This window comes from Curtobacterium sp. MCBD17_035 (assembly GCF_003234815.2).
Classification (GTDB): Bacteria; Actinomycetota; Actinomycetes; order Actinomycetales; family Microbacteriaceae; genus Curtobacterium.
This window is the reverse complement of sequence record NZ_CP126279.1, coordinates 1,025,714-1,039,212: the sequence shown is the minus strand read 5'-3', so window position 1 is coordinate 1,039,212 and position 13,499 is coordinate 1,025,714. Positions and strand designations below refer to the sequence as shown.

Genomic DNA, 13,499 nt, shown 5'->3' with positions numbered 1-13,499 from the left:
GGTGGTGGTGGGGATCGCGGTGGTCACGCGTTCCTCGCTTTCGTCGGAGTGGGGCGACCGGTGGTCGGGATGGTGCGCGACGCACGCTGGGAGGCGCTCATCCCTTCACCGCGCCGGTCAGGCCGCCGACGATGCGGCGCTGGAAGATCGTGAAGAACACGAGCGCCGGGATCATCGACATCGTCGTGAACGCGAGCACCTTCGCGGTGTCCACGGAGTACTGGGACGAGAACGCCTGCACACCGAGCGGCAGCGTGTACTGCCCCTCGTTGTTGAGGATGAACAGCGGCAGGATGTAGCTGTTCCAGCTCGCGATGAACGCGAGGATCCCGGTGGTGACGACACCCGGCAGCGACAACGGCACGATCATCCGGAAGAAGAACCCGAGCCGGCTCGCACCGTCGATCGACGCGGCTTCCTCGAGTTCGTCGGGGATCGCCCGGAGGAACGGCACGAGGATGATCACGGTCGTCGGCAGCGCGAACGCGATCTGCGGCAGGATCACCCCGGCCAGGTTGTTCGTCAGGCCGAGGTCCTTGACGAGCAGGTAGAGCGGGGTGATCGCGACCGTGATCGGGAACATCAGCCCCGCGGCGAAGAGCGCGTACAGCGCCCCGCGTCCGGCGAAGTGGTAGCGCGCGAGCACGAAGCTCACCATGAGTCCGAGGACCACGACGCCGACCGTGGTGGCGATCGCCGTGATCGCGGAGTTGCCGAGTTCCTGCCAGAACACCCCGCTCGAGAGCACGCTCGCGTAGTTCCCGAACTGCAGTGGGTCCGGCAGGCCCGCGGGGCTCGTCGTGATCTGCGCGTTCGTCCGGAAGCCGCCCAGGACGATGTAGAGGACCGGGGCGAGGTTCGCCGCGATGAAGACGATCGCGACGACGTAGGTGATCGGGTTGACGTGGGTGTTCGCCGCGCCCGACCGTCGCGGAGGGGTGCTGCCGGGGCCGGGGATGCCGGACCGGACGCCGCGAGACCGGCCCGAGCGGGCCTCCCGGCCGTCGATGGTGGTGGTCGCCATCAGCCGTTCCTCTCGGTGAGTGCGCCCGCGGTGTCGCGGCGCAGGACGAAGCGCTGGTAGAGGAGCGCGACGATGAGGGAGATCAGGAAGATCACCACGGCGACCGCGTTCCCGTAGCCGTAGTTGCCGGAGTTGCGGCCGTTCCCGACCATGTACGTCGCCATCGTCGAGGTCCCGGCGGTCGAGGCGATGTACTGACCCCAGATGATGTAGACGAGGTCGAACAGCTGGAGCGACCCGATGATCGACAGGAACGCCCAGATGCGGATGGTCGGTCCGAGCAGCGGCAGGGTGATCCGTCGCTGGATCTGCCAGTAGCCGGCACCGTCGATGGCGGCGGCCTCGAACAGTTCCTCGGGGATGCTCTGCAGCCCGGCGAGGAACAGGATCACGGCGAACCCGATGTACTTCCACGAGATGATGAGGAGCAGGGTCCAGATCGCGATCGACGGGTTCGACAGCCAGTCCGCGCGCAGGCCGCCGAGGCCGATGGCCTGCAGGAGGTCGTTCACCGCCCCGTTCGACTGGAGCATGAGGCTCCAGCCGGTGCCGACGATGACCTCGGAGATCACGTACGGCACGAACACGAGCACCCGGACGAGCGTCCGACCGCGGATCTTCTGGTTGAGGAGCAGCGCCAGGAAGATCGCCAGCGGACCCTGGAGGACCAGGGACAGCACCACGATGAACGCGTTGTGGAGCAGGACGGACTGGAACGCGCTGTCGGTGAAGATGACGACGTAGTTGTGCAGTCCGACGAAGTCGGTCGGGGTGCCGTAGCCCGCCCAGCGGAAGAACCCGTAGTAGGCGGCGAGCACGACCGGGAGGATCACGAACCCGACGAAGACGACGACCGCCGGTCCGGCGAGCACGGCGATCTCGGCGCGCTTGCGCCAGTCGGCCGGAGCCCGGGTACCGCGCCGGCCGGCGGGGCGGGAGGCACGTGGTGCGCCCCGCCCCGCCTCCGGTGCACCCGGGGGGCGCTGCGGGTCGGTGACCCGACCCGCAGCGATGGAGGTGTTCGCGGACACGGGATCAGCCCTTGGCCGCGGCCTGGCTGGTCGTCTTGACGATGTCCGCCGGGCTGCCCTTGCCGGCGAGCAGGTCGACGACGCTCGTGTTCAGCGCGTTGCCGACGTTCTGGCCGTAGAGGGTGTCGAGGTACTGCGAGACGTACGGCGCCTTCTGGTACGCGGCGAGGACGTCCTTGAGGTACGGCTCGGTGACGACGGACTGCGCGTTCTCGTTCACCGGGATGGTGTCGAACGCCTTGTAGTACGCCTCCTGCCTCGACTTCGTCACGATGTAGTTGAGGAACTGGGTGCAGGGCACCTTCGGCGCCTTGGCGGAGCACGAGTAGCCGTCGAGGCCACCCATCATCGCGCCGGCCTTGCCCGAGCCGCCGGAGATCGACGGGAACGGGAAGAACCCGAGGTCGGGCAGCGGCTTGGCGTTCGGGGTGAGCGAGGAGATCACGCCCGGGTCCCAGGAGCCCATGAGCTCCATGGCCGCCTTGTGGTTCGCGACGAGACCGGCGGAGCTGCCGGCGCCCTGCTGCGCCGCCGTGGTGAGGAATCCGTTGTTGAACGGCTTCGTGTCGTTGAACGCCTTGACGTCCTGGCCGGCCTTCGTCCAGCAGCTGCTGTCGAACTTCAGGTTGGACGCGGTCTTGTTCAGCGTGGCCTGGCTGCACTCCCGGAGCGCGAAGTTGTAGTACCAGTGCGCGGCGGGCCAGGCGTCCTTGGCACCGACGGCGACCGGTGCGACGCCCGACTTCTTGAGCTTGGCGATGTCCGCGTTCAGTTCGGTCATGGTCTTCGGGGTGCTCGTGATCCCGGCGGCCTTGAACAGGTCCTGGCTGTACCAGATGCCCTCGGGCAGGACGTCGATCGGCATGGCGTAGGTCTTGCCGCCCTGCTCGTAGCCGGCGAACGTGCCCTTGTTGATCGCGGCCTTCGAGGCCTTGTCGATCGAGCCGGAGATGTCCATGACCTGGCCGGCGTCGACCATGGCCTTCATCTTGCCGCCGCCCCGCTGCAGGAAGATGTCGGGGGCGTCGCCGGAGTTGAGGGCCGTCTGGAGCTTGCCGTCGAGGTCCTCGTTCTGGATCGCCTGGACCTTGATGGTGACGTTCGGGTGGGCGGCCTCGAAGTCCTTGACGGTGTCCGCCCAGAACGCCTTGCCCGGGCCGGTGGTCGAGTTGTGCCAGAAGGTCATGGTGACCTTGCCGTTCCCCGACGCGTTGTCCGAACCGCCGCTCGAACAGCCCGTGGCGAGCAGTGCGGTGCCCGCGGCCAGCGCGATGGCCGTCGCGAGCTTGATCTTCCTCGTCATTGTGGAAACCCCTCGGTAGTCGTCGTTGACATGCGGCTTCGAGTGCCGCAGACGAGAGCGTGGCAGGCGTGGCTCACGTTGTCAATCGATATCGATAACGATTTCGGTGAGCGCGGCGACGACTCATGTCGCACGATCCGGGCGGTACGGTGAGCACGTGGAGACCGTCGCAGAGTCCGCTCCCCCGCCCGGGCGCGCCACCATCAGCGACGTCGCGCGCGCGGCCGGGGTGTCCGTGCCGACGGTCTCGAAGGTCATCAACGGGCGCGACGGGGTGGCACCCGCGACGTCGAAGCGCGTGCTCGAGGTGATCGAGTCCCTCGGCTACGAGAGCTCCCTCGTCGCCCGGAGCCTCCGTCGGAGCCGCACCGACGTGATCGGCATCCTCGTCACCGAGTTCGAGCCGTTCTCCACCGAGCTGCTCAAGGGCATCTCGTCCGCGGCGACCGGCACGGGGTACGAGCTCCTCGCGTACGCCGGACTCGTGTCGGGCGAGACCCGGCCGGGCTGGGAGCGCCGGTCGCTGTCGCGGCTCGCCGGGACCCTCATCGACGGCGCGATCGTCGTCACGCCCACGACGCTCATGTCGTCGACGTCGGTGCCGGTCGTGTCGATCGACCCGCACACCGGTCCCGAGGGCCACGCGGCGATCGACTCCGACAATGTCGGCGGTGCGCGGGCAGCGACCGAGCACCTCATCGGCCTCGGACACCGGCGCATCGCGCACATCCGCGGCCGCGAGGACCTGGCGTCCGCCGAGCTCCGCGAGACCGGCTACCGGGAGTCCCTCGCCGCGGCCGGCATCCCGTTCGACCCGGAGCTCGTGCGCGTCGGCGGGTACCAGACCGCGCTCTCCGCCGAGGTCGCCCGTGCGCTCCTCACCCGTCCGGACCGTCCCACCGCGGTGTTCGCGGCGAACGACATCTCGGCGCTCGGGGTGCTCGAGGTCGCGCACGAGCTCGGTCTCCGCGTGCCCGAGGACCTGTCGGTCGTCGGCTTCGACGACGTCCCCCTCGCCGCGAACGCCACCCCGCCGCTCACGACGGTCGCGCAGCCACTGCACGACCTCGGCGCCGAGGCCGTGCACATGCTCCTCAACCTGCTCCGCGGACAGGACGTCCCGCAGCACGTCCAGCTCCCGGCGACGCTCGTGGTCCGCGCGAGCACCGGGCCGGCCCCCACGCGCTGAGGCGGGCGGGAGGTCAGTCCCGCCCGGCCGCGCAGGTCACCGTGGCGGCGCTCTGCCCCGACACGGACCCGGGGAGCTGCGCCGTCGTGGCCGGCGCGCTCGGGGTGGACGCACCCGACGAGGGCGCCGTTGCCGGCTTGGACGGGCCTCCCGCAGCGTGCGACGGCGGAGCGGTCGGGGCGGCCGCCTTCGGCGGGTTCGGGTCGACCACGGCCGAGCGACCGAGGCTGCCGGCCGAGAGCGCGATCGGGTCGTCATGACGGAGCGCGGCGTTCAGGATCCCCGCCGGGTCCATCGCGACGTCGACCCGGTTCGGGTCCTCGGGGTCGTCGACCACGGGGTACTGCACGAACACCATGTTCGACAGGCCGACCGTCGTGACGGCCAGCGCGAGGCGCGCGAGGGTCCGCGGATCCGTCAGGGTGTCCGAGAGCGTCATGCTGCGGAACGCGGTGTCGGCCAGGCGGAGCACCTTCGCGGGGTTCGTCAGCGTCCCGGCCGAGACGACCTGGCGCGCGAGGGCGGACATGAACGTCTGCTGGTTGCTGATGCGCGCGAGGTCACTGCCGTCGCCGACGCCGTCCCGCGACCGGAGGAACGCGGCGGCCTGGGCGCCCGACAGCGAGCGGGTACCCGCGGGCAGGTCGATCGCCGGGGAGACGTTGTGGTCGTGGATCGGCGTGGCGAGGCAGACCTGGACCCCGCCGACCGCGTCCGCCATCCGCACGACGCCGTCGAACGTGACCATGCCGGCGTAGGAGATCGGAACGCCGGTCAGCTGGCTGATGGTCCCCGCGACGCAGGCGAGGCCGTGGCGCTCCCCACCGCGCGAGAGCGCCGTGTTGAGCATCGCCCTCGAGGACGCCGGTGTGACCGAGCCGTCGTCGTTCGTGCACGCCGGGATGGGCACCATGAGGTCGCGGGGGAAGCTGACGACGGCCATATGCGTGTGGTCCTGCGAGATGTGGACCAGGATCGTCGTGTCGTTGTGCCCGACCCCGGAACTCGCGGCCTGGTTCGCCGCGCCGGTGAACCCCGCGCCCTGCCCGGTCCGGGTGTCGGTGGCGACGAGCAGCATGTTGACCTCACCCGACTGCGCGGTGAGCGTCGGGACGGCCTCGTGCCTCACGCCCGGCAACGCCAGCGTCACCGCGGGCTTGGCGCCCTGCAGGACCTGCCAGGTCGCGATCGCCGCGACGGAACCGGAACTCACGACCGCGACCGCGACGACGGCGGCGAGGATCCGGAGGACGGCGGCGACCCGGCTCGAGCGGCGGAGCCGTCCGTGCCGTGCGATGCCGCCGTTCGCTGCCGCACGTTCGCGCGCCATTCGTCCCCCTCGGAGTTCGGTGCCGTCCCAGGATCATCCCGGAAGCGGGTGCGAACAGCGTGCTGGCCGCGCCGCGACCCTGAATCGGCACTCAGGTTCGCTGCGACCGGCCCCACCGCCGCGCGCGGGAACCGGCGCGGCCGGACGGAGCGGCGCGCGGGATCCGGCGCGACCGGACGCCGTCGCACGCCGTCCGTGTTATGTTCTCGCCCACAACAAACCTGACGACGCTGTCCGGAAGGCGCCCGACATGCACGAGACCCTCCCCCCGCCCGGCTCGGCCGCACGGCTCGGCGAGGCCGTCCTCGCCGTCGTCGACGCCGCCGGCACCCCGCAGCCCGCCGTCCCGATCACCGTCGAGCAGACCCGCCACGCCTTCGTGTTCGGCAACATCGGCTTCGACTTCATCGGCCTGGCGAACGGCGAGCCCGACGACGTCGGGACCGAGGCGCTGGCGCAGCGGTACGCCGAGGTGTTCAACACGGCGACCCTCCCCTTCTACTGGGGACGGTTCGAACCGGAGCGGGGCGCGCCCGACACCACGCGCCTCCGGGCCGCGGCGCGGTGGTTCCGCGACCGTGGGATCGCGCTCAAGGGCCATCCGCTCGTCTGGCACACCGTGCAGCCGGACTGGCTGCTCGGCCTGCCGCTCGACGAGGTGGAGCGACTGCAGCGCTCGCGCATCCGGCGTGAGGTCGCCGACTTCGCCGGGCTCGTCGACACCTGGGACGCGATCAACGAGGTCGTCATCATGCCGGTGTTCGACAACGGCGACAATGCCATCACACCCCTCGCCCGCGCCCGGGGCCGCGTGCCGATGATCCGGATGGCGTTCGAGGAGGCCCGTGCGACGAACCCGGAGGCCCGGCTCCTGCTCAACGACTTCGACCTGTCGAGCGACTACGAACACCTCGTCGAGGAGGTCCTCGACGCGGGGATCACGCTCGACGCCCTCGGTCTGCAGACGCACATGCACCAGGGCTACTGGGGCGAGGACACGATGCTCGCGACGGTCGACCGGTTCGCGCGGTTCGGCCTCCCGATCCACATGACCGAGTCCTCGCTCGTGTCCGGCGAACTCATGCCCGCGGAGATCGAGGACCTCAACGACCACCAGGTGCCGTCATGGCCGTCGACACCCGAGGGCGAGGCGCGGCAGGCCGACGAGATCGACCGGCACTACCGGAGCCTCGTGGGGCACGAGGCCGTCGAGGCCATCACGTACTGGGGCATCACCGACGCGGGCGCGTGGCTCGGCGCGCCGATCGGACTCGTCCGGGCGGACGGCTCCCCCAAGCCCTCCTACGACGCGCTGCGCCGCCTCGTCCGCGACGCGTGGTGGCTCCGACCGACCGAACTCGTCACCGACGGACGCGGTGAGGTCCGTGTGAGCGGCTTCCGCGGCGACTATGCGGCACGGCTCGCCGGCACGACGACGCCCTTCACGCTCGGATCGGACGCGCAGCGGATCGCCCTGACCGTCCCGGCTGCCTGACCGCACCGACCCGCGGCCGGGAGGCACGGCACCGGCCCGTCCTGTCCCTCCCGACCGTTCCCCTGGGTTGCGGAACCACCCGAACGGGCGCGGACAGACGACGAGGGCGCGGTCGTCGGACCGCGCCCTCGTCGTCCGGGCGCGCATCTGCGCGCCCGGCACGCGCGTCAGCCGCGCAGCTCGAGGTACTTCGCGATGAGCGCCTTCGTCGAGGCGTCCTGCGACGCGAGCGCCTCGGTGTCGCCGTCGACCGCGGGAGCGATCTGCAGCGCGAGCTGCTTGCCGAGCTCGACACCCCACTGGTCGAACGAGTCGATGCCCCAGATCGTGCCCTCGGTGAACACGATGTGCTCGTACAGCGCGATGAGCTGGCCGACGACGCTCGGCGTGAGTGCCGGTGCGAGGATCGACGCGGTCGGTCGGTTGCCCGGGAACTCGCGGGCCGGCACGACGGACTCCTTCGTGCCCTCGGCGCGGACCTCGTCCGCCGTCTTGCCGAACGCGAGCGCCTTGGTCTGCGCGAAGAAGTTCGCCATGAACAGCGCGTGGACGTCCTGTCCGGGCTGCACGGCGCCACCGTCACCGGTCTCGTCCTGCAGCGGGTGCGCCGGGTTCGCGACGGCGATGAAGTCCGCCGGGATCAGCCGGGTGCCCTGGTGGATGAGCTGGTAGAAGGCGTGCTGGCCGTTCGTGCCCGGCTCGCCCCAGAAGACCTCGCCGGTGTCGGTCGTGACCGGGGAGCCGTCCCAGCGGACCCGCTTGCCGTTCGACTCCATCGTGAGCTGCTGCAGGTAGGCGGCGAAACGGTGCAGGTACTGCGTGTACGGCAGGACCGCGTGGCTCTGGGCACCGAGGAAGTTCGAGTACCAGACGTTGAGCAGGCCCATGAGCACGGGGACGTTCTGCTCGAGCGGCGCGGTGCGCATGTGCTCGTCGACCGCGTGGAACCCGGCGAGGAAGTCGCGCCAGTTGTCCGGCCCGATCGCGATGACGACCGACGTGCCGATGGCCGAGTCGACCGAGTAGCGGCCGCCCACCCAGTCCCAGAACCCGAACGCGTTCTCCGGGTCGATGCCGAACGCGGCGACCTTGTCGAGCGCGGTCGAGACGGCGACGAAGTGCTTGGCGACGGCGTCCTTGCGGGACTCGTCGGTGTCCTCGATCGCACCGGCGGCACCGAGCCGCTCCCACAGCCACTGGCGGGCCAGTCGGGCGTTCGTCAGGGTCTCGAGCGTGCCGAAGGTCTTCGACGCGACGATGAACAGCGTCGTCTCCGGGTCGAGGTCCGCGGTCTTCTCGTAGATGTCGGCGGGGTCGATGTTCGAGACGAAGCGGGCCTCGAGCCCCTGCTGCACGTATGGCTTGAGCGCCTCGTGAACCATGACGGGGCCGAGGTCCGACCCGCCGATGCCGATGTTGACGACGGTCTCGATGCGCTTGCCGGTGACGCCCTTCCACGCCCCTGACCGCACCTGCTCGGCGAACCCGTACACCTTGTCGAGCGTGGCCTGCACGTCGGCGTCGACGTCCTGCCCGTCGACCTCGAAGCCCGCTGGCGGGACCAGGTCGGAACCGGCGGCCGGACGACGCAGCGCGGTGTGGAGCACGGCGCGGTCCTCGGTGACGTTGATGTGCTCGCCGCGGATCATCGCCTGGTAGCGGCCGGGGACGTCGACGTCCTGCGCGAGCTGCAGCAGGTGGCCGAGGATCTCCTCGGTCACGAGGCCCTTCGACAGGTCGACGGTGAGGTCGGCGGCCTGGAAGGTGTACCGGTCGGCCCGGTCCGGGTCGGCGTCGAACCACCCACGCAGGTCCGGCGTGAAGCCGTCGGCGATGCCGGCCAGGGCGCGCCAGGCCTCGGTCGAGGTGGGATCGACGGGAGCGGATTCGGTCAAGGGGTCCTCCTGAACAGGGAACGGTGCACGGCTCGCGGATCACGCGGCGCTGCGCGGCGGGCCGGGTCCAAATCTATTCCCCTGCCGCTCCCCCCGGCGGCAGGTGGGGACGACCGGGCGACAGGGGACGCCGGGGAGGGACGGGGCGGTCCGGCACCGTCCCTCCCGTCCGTCGCGGCTCGCCCCGCGGGGCGACGACGCGCTCGGTCAGCGTCCGATCGGGTCAGCGCACGATCGGGTCAGCGCACGATCGGGTCAGCGCCCGTCCGGTGAGCGCCCGTCCGGTCAGCGCCGGTCTGGTCAGCGCCCGATGGGGGCCATGTCCGGGTAGCGGTCGCCGGTGGGTGCCGGCAGTGCGGAGAGCCGCGCGACCTGCTCGCCGCTCAGCGTGAGGTCCGCCGCGCCGAGGTTCTCCTCGAGCCGCGAGACACGCTTCGTGCCCGGGATGGGCACGAGGTCCTCGCCCTGCGCCAACAGCCACGCGAGCGCGACCTGCGCGGGTGTGCCGCCGACCTCGTCCGCGACCGTGCGCACCTCGTCGACGATGCGCATGTTCGCCGCGAACGCCTCCTCCTGGAACCGGGGGTTCGCCAGGCGGAAGTCGCTCGAGTCGAGGTCGGACGGCTTCGTGATCGCGCCGGTCAGGAACCCCCGGCCCAGCGGCGAGTACGGCACGAGCCCGATGCCGAGCTCCCGCAGGGTGTCGAGCACCTCGCCCTCGGGGTCCCGCGTCCACAGCGAGTACTCGCTCTGGAGCGCGGTGATGGGGTGGACGGCGTGCGCCCGGCGGATGGTGGCGGCGCTCGCCTCGGACATGCCGATGTGACGGATCTTGCCCTCCTGCACGAAGCCGGCGAGCTGCCCGATGACGTCCTCGATCGGGACCTCCGGGTCGACGCGGTGTTGGTAGTAGAGGTCGACGTGGTCCGTGCCGAGCCGGCGCAGCGACCCCTCGAGTGCGATGCGGACCGACCGGGGGTCCGAGGTGATGTGCCGCTCCGTGCTCGGGGTCGTCTCGCCCTCGACGTGACGGATCAGGCCGAACTTCGTCGCGATGACGACGTCGTCGCGACGGTCGCCGAGCGCGCGGGCGAGGAGTTCCTCGTTCGTGTACGGCCCGTACGCCTCCGCCGTGTCGAAGAACGAGACGCCGAGGTCGATCGCCCGGTGGATCGTGCGGACCGACTCCGCGTCGTCCGTGCCGGCGCCCGTGTAGAAGGCGCTCATGCCCATCGTGCCGAGGCCGATCGCACCGACCTGCAGGTCGCCGAGTGTGCGGGTTTCCATGCTGTCTCCTGTCTGCCCGGCCGAGGACCAGCCGGTGCACGACCTCCATGGTGCTCGCCGCTGCTCGGGGGTGCGTGGACACCGCGGAGCGCGCGTCAGGCGTGCATGCGCGCACCCTTCGTGATCTTGTCCACCGCGTTCCGGGGCCCGCGCACGGCGATGCCGACCAGATCGAGGTCGTCGGCCGCCACGGCGGCGACGGCTGCGCGGTTGGCGGCGTCGTGCCCCGTCGCGAACAGGTCGCGCGTGTACAGGGCGAGCGGGACGCCGCGGGTGAGCGCCCGGGTCCGCGCGGCGGCGAGGACCTCGGGGCCGGCCGACATCACCATCACCGGCTGCCGGAGCATCGGGAGGTACCGGTTGCCGTCCGCGTCCGCGTAGGGCTCCCCGACGAGGTCCGGCTCACTCGTGGCGATGCCGCTCGTCAGGAACGCGGTGACGTTGAGCTCCTGCCAGGGCAGCAGGTCGTCGTGGAGCACCACGACGACCTTCGTGTCGAAGCGGACGGGTTCGGTGGTGGTGTCGTCGAGCGGTGCCATGTCCCCACGATCGCGCCGGGCACACCCGGTCGTCTTGTACGTTCCTTGCATGGTCGAGTCCGTGCGCGCGTGGCGGCCCGCCGTGCCCCTGGTGCGCGAGGTGCTGCACGCGGAGCACCTCGAGCACGCGTACCCGGCGCACACGCACGACAGCTGGACCCTCCTGACGGTCGACGACGGTGCCGTCGTCTACGAACTCGACGGCCGACGGCACCACGTGAAGCCCGGGACGCTCACGGTCCTGCCGCCGGGCGTCCCGCACACCGGGCGCACCGCCACCGGCGGCGAGCGCTACCGCAAGCGGGTGCTGTACCTCGAACCGGAGTGGCTGCCGGCGGGGACGATCGGCGGCGCGGTCCACCACCCGGCGTTCACGGACGGGACGCTCGCGGCGGGCGTGGCCAGCATCCACGCCGCGCTCGCGCAGGCCGCGCCGACGACGGCCGCCCTGGCCGTCGAGTTCGGCGTCCTGCGCCTCGGCGCCCGGCTCCGCGACGCGTTCGGCGCGGACGCCACGGACCGCGACGACCCGGTCCTCGCCCGACGCTTCCGCGCGATGCTCGACGAGCACCTGACCGAGCAGCTCACCATCGCCGACGCGGCCGCCGCGCTGCACGTCCACCCGGCACACCTCGCCCGCGTGTTCTCGGCGGCGTTCCGGATCGCACCGCACCAGTACGTGTCGGCGCGGCGGGTCGACCTGGCGCGCCGACTCCTGCTCGCGGGGCGTCGCCCGGTCGACGCCGCCGCCGAGGCCGGGTTCGCGGACCAACCCCACATGACGCGGCAGTTCCGTCGCGTGCTCGGGACGACGCCGGGGACGTTCGCCGCGGCGTAGAGCGCTCCGGGACGCCGCGTGCTACGAGGACCGCCCGGCGAACGCCGTCACACCATGGACCGTGGGCACGAGCAGGAGGCCGTCCACCGACGTCGGCGTCGCGAACGTCGGCAACGCCGTCCCCGTGTGGAGGGTCTGCAGTCGGCGCCCGGACCGCGGGTCCCACTCCGAGACGGTCCCCGTCGGGTACTCGACGGCCCAGAGGTGCCTGCCGATCAGCGTCGGTCCGCTGTTCGCACCCGCCAGTCGGGGTCCGAGCGTCCGCGTCGCGAGGTCGACCCGCTGGATCCCGCCGCCTCGGCAGGGGACGAAGACGCGGTCCGTGCGGCGGTCGAACGCGGGTGCGCCGTCCGGGTCGCTGCCGCACACGTGGCGGATCGCGGTCACCTGCGACAGGTCTCCCTGCCGCAGCACGAACGCGGTGTCCGTCTTCCCGACGGCGAACACGAGCCCGCCCGGGAGCAGCACGGGGTTGCTCGTCGACAGGTCCTCGTCGCCGCCCGCGACGCGGTCCTTGAACGCGGCGAGCGGCCGGAGGTCCGGGGACAGCTCCACGACGCTCTCGGTGTACCGCTCGGGATCGGGGCCGCCCTGCGGCGGATCGGGGTTCGCGTTGCCCGTCGTGACGAACAGGTGCCCGTCGGCACCGACCGCGATGCCGCCGCCCGACTCCCAGACCGCTCCGCCCTCGCCGTCCGGGGCGACCTCGAACGACACCGGGTCCGGCGCGCCGCTCTCGCGCACCCCGACGACCCAGCCGTGGTAGTGCCCGCAGTCCCCCGCGTTGCCGCCGTAGCCGGCGTAGACGCGGCCGTTCGCCACGGCCAGGGACACCCGCTGGAGCAGGTGCACCGGCGATTCGCCGGCCGGGAGGGGCGGGTCGACGTCCTCGGTCCGCACCGTCCGCCCCGTGGCCAGGTCGAGCCCCGAGAGCACGTGGTGCACGACGCCCCGGCCGGCGTCGACCTCGGCGACCACGTACACGATGCGCGTCGCCGGGTCGATCGCGGGCGTGCTCGTGATGCCGAGTGGGTCGATGTCGCCACAGCCCGCCACGGCGGCGACGTGCGTGAGCGGTGTGCCGAGCGTCCGAGACCACAGCACGTGCCCGGTCGTGGGGTCGAGGGCGACGACCCGGTTCCGCTCGGTGGCGGCGACGATGCGTCCGTCCGCAGCGACGGGCTGCCCCTGCACGGTGCCGCCGAGGTCGACCGACCACCTCCGCGTCGCGTGGTCGAGAGGCGCCCCGGCGGGGACCGCACCCGTCAGCGTCGCGGTGCCGTGGTAGCTCGGCCACGAGTCGGACGTGGCGGCTCGGGACGGTCCCGTCCCCGTCGACGGTCCGGACGGGGCGGACGGTCCGTCCGATCTCGTCGACGCGGTACCAGCAGGCGCTCCGGCGGACGGAGGCGGTGTCGTCGGCGCGACGGAGGGCCTCCCGGCCGTGCACCCGGCGAGCAGCAGCACGGCGACGGGCACGACCAGCGTGCGCAGGCGCACCCCGCGCCGTCGGTCTCGATCGTGATGGGTCGTCATCGAGCCCTCCTCGGCGCCGAGGGTAGCCCGAC

The 13,499-nt window shown here is 71.6% G+C and carries 11 protein-coding genes; 3 read left to right on the top strand and 8 right to left on the bottom strand.

From position 1 onward, the window contains the following. Positions 1 to 97: 97 nt before the first annotated feature. From DEI93_RS05010 to DEI93_RS05000, 3 genes are read right to left on the bottom strand one after another with little or no spacing between them, the layout of a single operon-like run. Positions 98 to 1,024 (bottom strand): carbohydrate ABC transporter permease, encoded by a 927-nt coding sequence (locus tag DEI93_RS05010; RefSeq protein ID WP_111120512.1) that lies wholly within the window; start codon positions 1,022 to 1,024, stop codon positions 98 to 100. After that, complete coding sequence (locus DEI93_RS05005) at positions 1,024 to 2,037, bottom strand: carbohydrate ABC transporter permease (protein ID WP_111027433.1); 1,014 nt, start codon at positions 2,035 to 2,037, stop codon at positions 1,024 to 1,026. Before DEI93_RS05005 ends, DEI93_RS05010 begins: the two co-directional genes overlap by 1 nt. Before the next feature lie 22 nt (positions 2,038 to 2,059). Beyond that, positions 2,060 to 3,358 carry an ABC transporter substrate-binding protein gene (locus DEI93_RS05000; protein ID WP_111011332.1) on the bottom strand — a complete coding sequence of 433 codons (1,299 nt, stop codon included), beginning with the start codon at positions 3,356 to 3,358 and terminating at the stop codon, positions 2,060 to 2,062. Positions 3,359 to 3,515: 157 nt separating this feature from the next. On the opposite strand from DEI93_RS05000, the gene DEI93_RS04995 reads away from it, so the two are divergent. Further along, on the top strand, positions 3,516 to 4,547 hold the full coding sequence (locus DEI93_RS04995; protein WP_258368749.1) for a LacI family DNA-binding transcriptional regulator: 1,032 nt from the start codon (positions 3,516 to 3,518) through the stop codon (positions 4,545 to 4,547). Between the two features lie 13 nt (positions 4,548 to 4,560). On the opposite strand, the gene DEI93_RS04990 is transcribed toward DEI93_RS04995, so the two are convergent. Beyond that, a complete protein-coding gene (locus DEI93_RS04990; RefSeq protein WP_111120513.1) occupies positions 4,561 to 5,877 on the bottom strand; it encodes an LCP family protein in 1,317 nt (438 codons plus the stop codon). A 250-nt stretch (positions 5,878 to 6,127) separates the two neighbouring features. Here DEI93_RS04990 and DEI93_RS04985 point away from each other — a divergent pair, with 250 nt between their 5' ends. Next, the gene (locus DEI93_RS04985) at positions 6,128 to 7,372 is read left to right on the top strand and encodes an endo-1,4-beta-xylanase (protein WP_111120514.1); all 1,245 of its coding nucleotides are present in this window, start codon (positions 6,128 to 6,130) and stop codon (positions 7,370 to 7,372) included. A gap of 167 nt (positions 7,373 to 7,539) precedes the next feature. On the opposite strand, the gene pgi is transcribed toward DEI93_RS04985, so the two are convergent. From pgi to DEI93_RS04970, 3 genes are all read right to left on the bottom strand, one after another. Next, a complete protein-coding gene (gene pgi / locus DEI93_RS04980; RefSeq protein ID WP_111027405.1) occupies positions 7,540 to 9,267 on the bottom strand; it encodes a glucose-6-phosphate isomerase in 1,728 nt (575 codons plus the stop codon). Between the two features lie 300 nt (positions 9,268 to 9,567). Further along, a complete protein-coding gene (locus DEI93_RS04975; RefSeq protein ID WP_111011336.1) occupies positions 9,568 to 10,554 on the bottom strand; it encodes an aldo/keto reductase in 987 nt (328 codons plus the stop codon). A gap of 95 nt (positions 10,555 to 10,649) precedes the next feature. Beyond that, positions 10,650 to 11,093 (bottom strand): DUF2000 family protein, encoded by a 444-nt coding sequence (locus DEI93_RS04970; protein WP_220035694.1) that lies wholly within the window; start codon positions 11,091 to 11,093, stop codon positions 10,650 to 10,652. Between the two features lie 49 nt (positions 11,094 to 11,142). Between DEI93_RS04970 and DEI93_RS04965 the strand changes: the two genes are divergently transcribed. Beyond that, a complete protein-coding gene (locus tag DEI93_RS04965) occupies positions 11,143 to 11,931 on the top strand; it encodes a helix-turn-helix transcriptional regulator (protein ID WP_111027406.1) in 789 nt (262 codons plus the stop codon). Between the two features lie 21 nt (positions 11,932 to 11,952). Here the strand turns inward: DEI93_RS04965 and DEI93_RS04960 are convergent, their stop codons facing one another. Beyond that, positions 11,953 to 13,467: an outer membrane protein assembly factor BamB family protein gene (locus tag DEI93_RS04960; RefSeq protein WP_111120515.1), complete on the bottom strand. Its 1,515-nt coding sequence runs from the start codon at positions 13,465 to 13,467 to the stop codon at positions 11,953 to 11,955. Positions 13,468 to 13,499: the final 32 nt, after the last annotated feature.

What these genes read in the sequence shown, in the direction of transcription:
- DEI93_RS05010 (WP_111120512.1), bottom strand. Translation starts at nt 1,024, where the DNA reads ATGGCGACCACCACCATCGACGGCCGGGAGGCCCGCTCGGGCCGGTCT.
- DEI93_RS05000 (WP_111011332.1), bottom strand. Translation starts at nt 3,358, where the DNA reads ATGACGAGGAAGATCAAGCTCGCGACGGCCATCGCGCTGGCCGCGGGC.
- DEI93_RS04960 (WP_111120515.1), bottom strand. Translation starts at nt 13,467, where the DNA reads ATGACGACCCATCACGATCGAGACCGACGGCGCGGGGTGCGCCTGCGC.
- DEI93_RS04990 (WP_111120513.1), bottom strand. Translation starts at nt 5,877, where the DNA reads ATGGCGCGCGAACGTGCGGCAGCGAACGGCGGCATCGCACGGCACGGA.
- DEI93_RS04985 (WP_111120514.1), top strand. Translation starts at nt 6,128, where the DNA reads ATGCACGAGACCCTCCCCCCGCCCGGCTCGGCCGCACGGCTCGGCGAG.
- DEI93_RS04975 (WP_111011336.1), bottom strand. Translation starts at nt 10,554, where the DNA reads ATGGAAACCCGCACACTCGGCGACCTGCAGGTCGGTGCGATCGGCCTC.
- DEI93_RS04965 (WP_111027406.1), top strand. Translation starts at nt 11,143, where the DNA reads ATGGTCGAGTCCGTGCGCGCGTGGCGGCCCGCCGTGCCCCTGGTGCGC.
- DEI93_RS04970 (WP_220035694.1), bottom strand. Translation starts at nt 11,093, where the DNA reads ATGGCACCGCTCGACGACACCACCACCGAACCCGTCCGCTTCGACACG.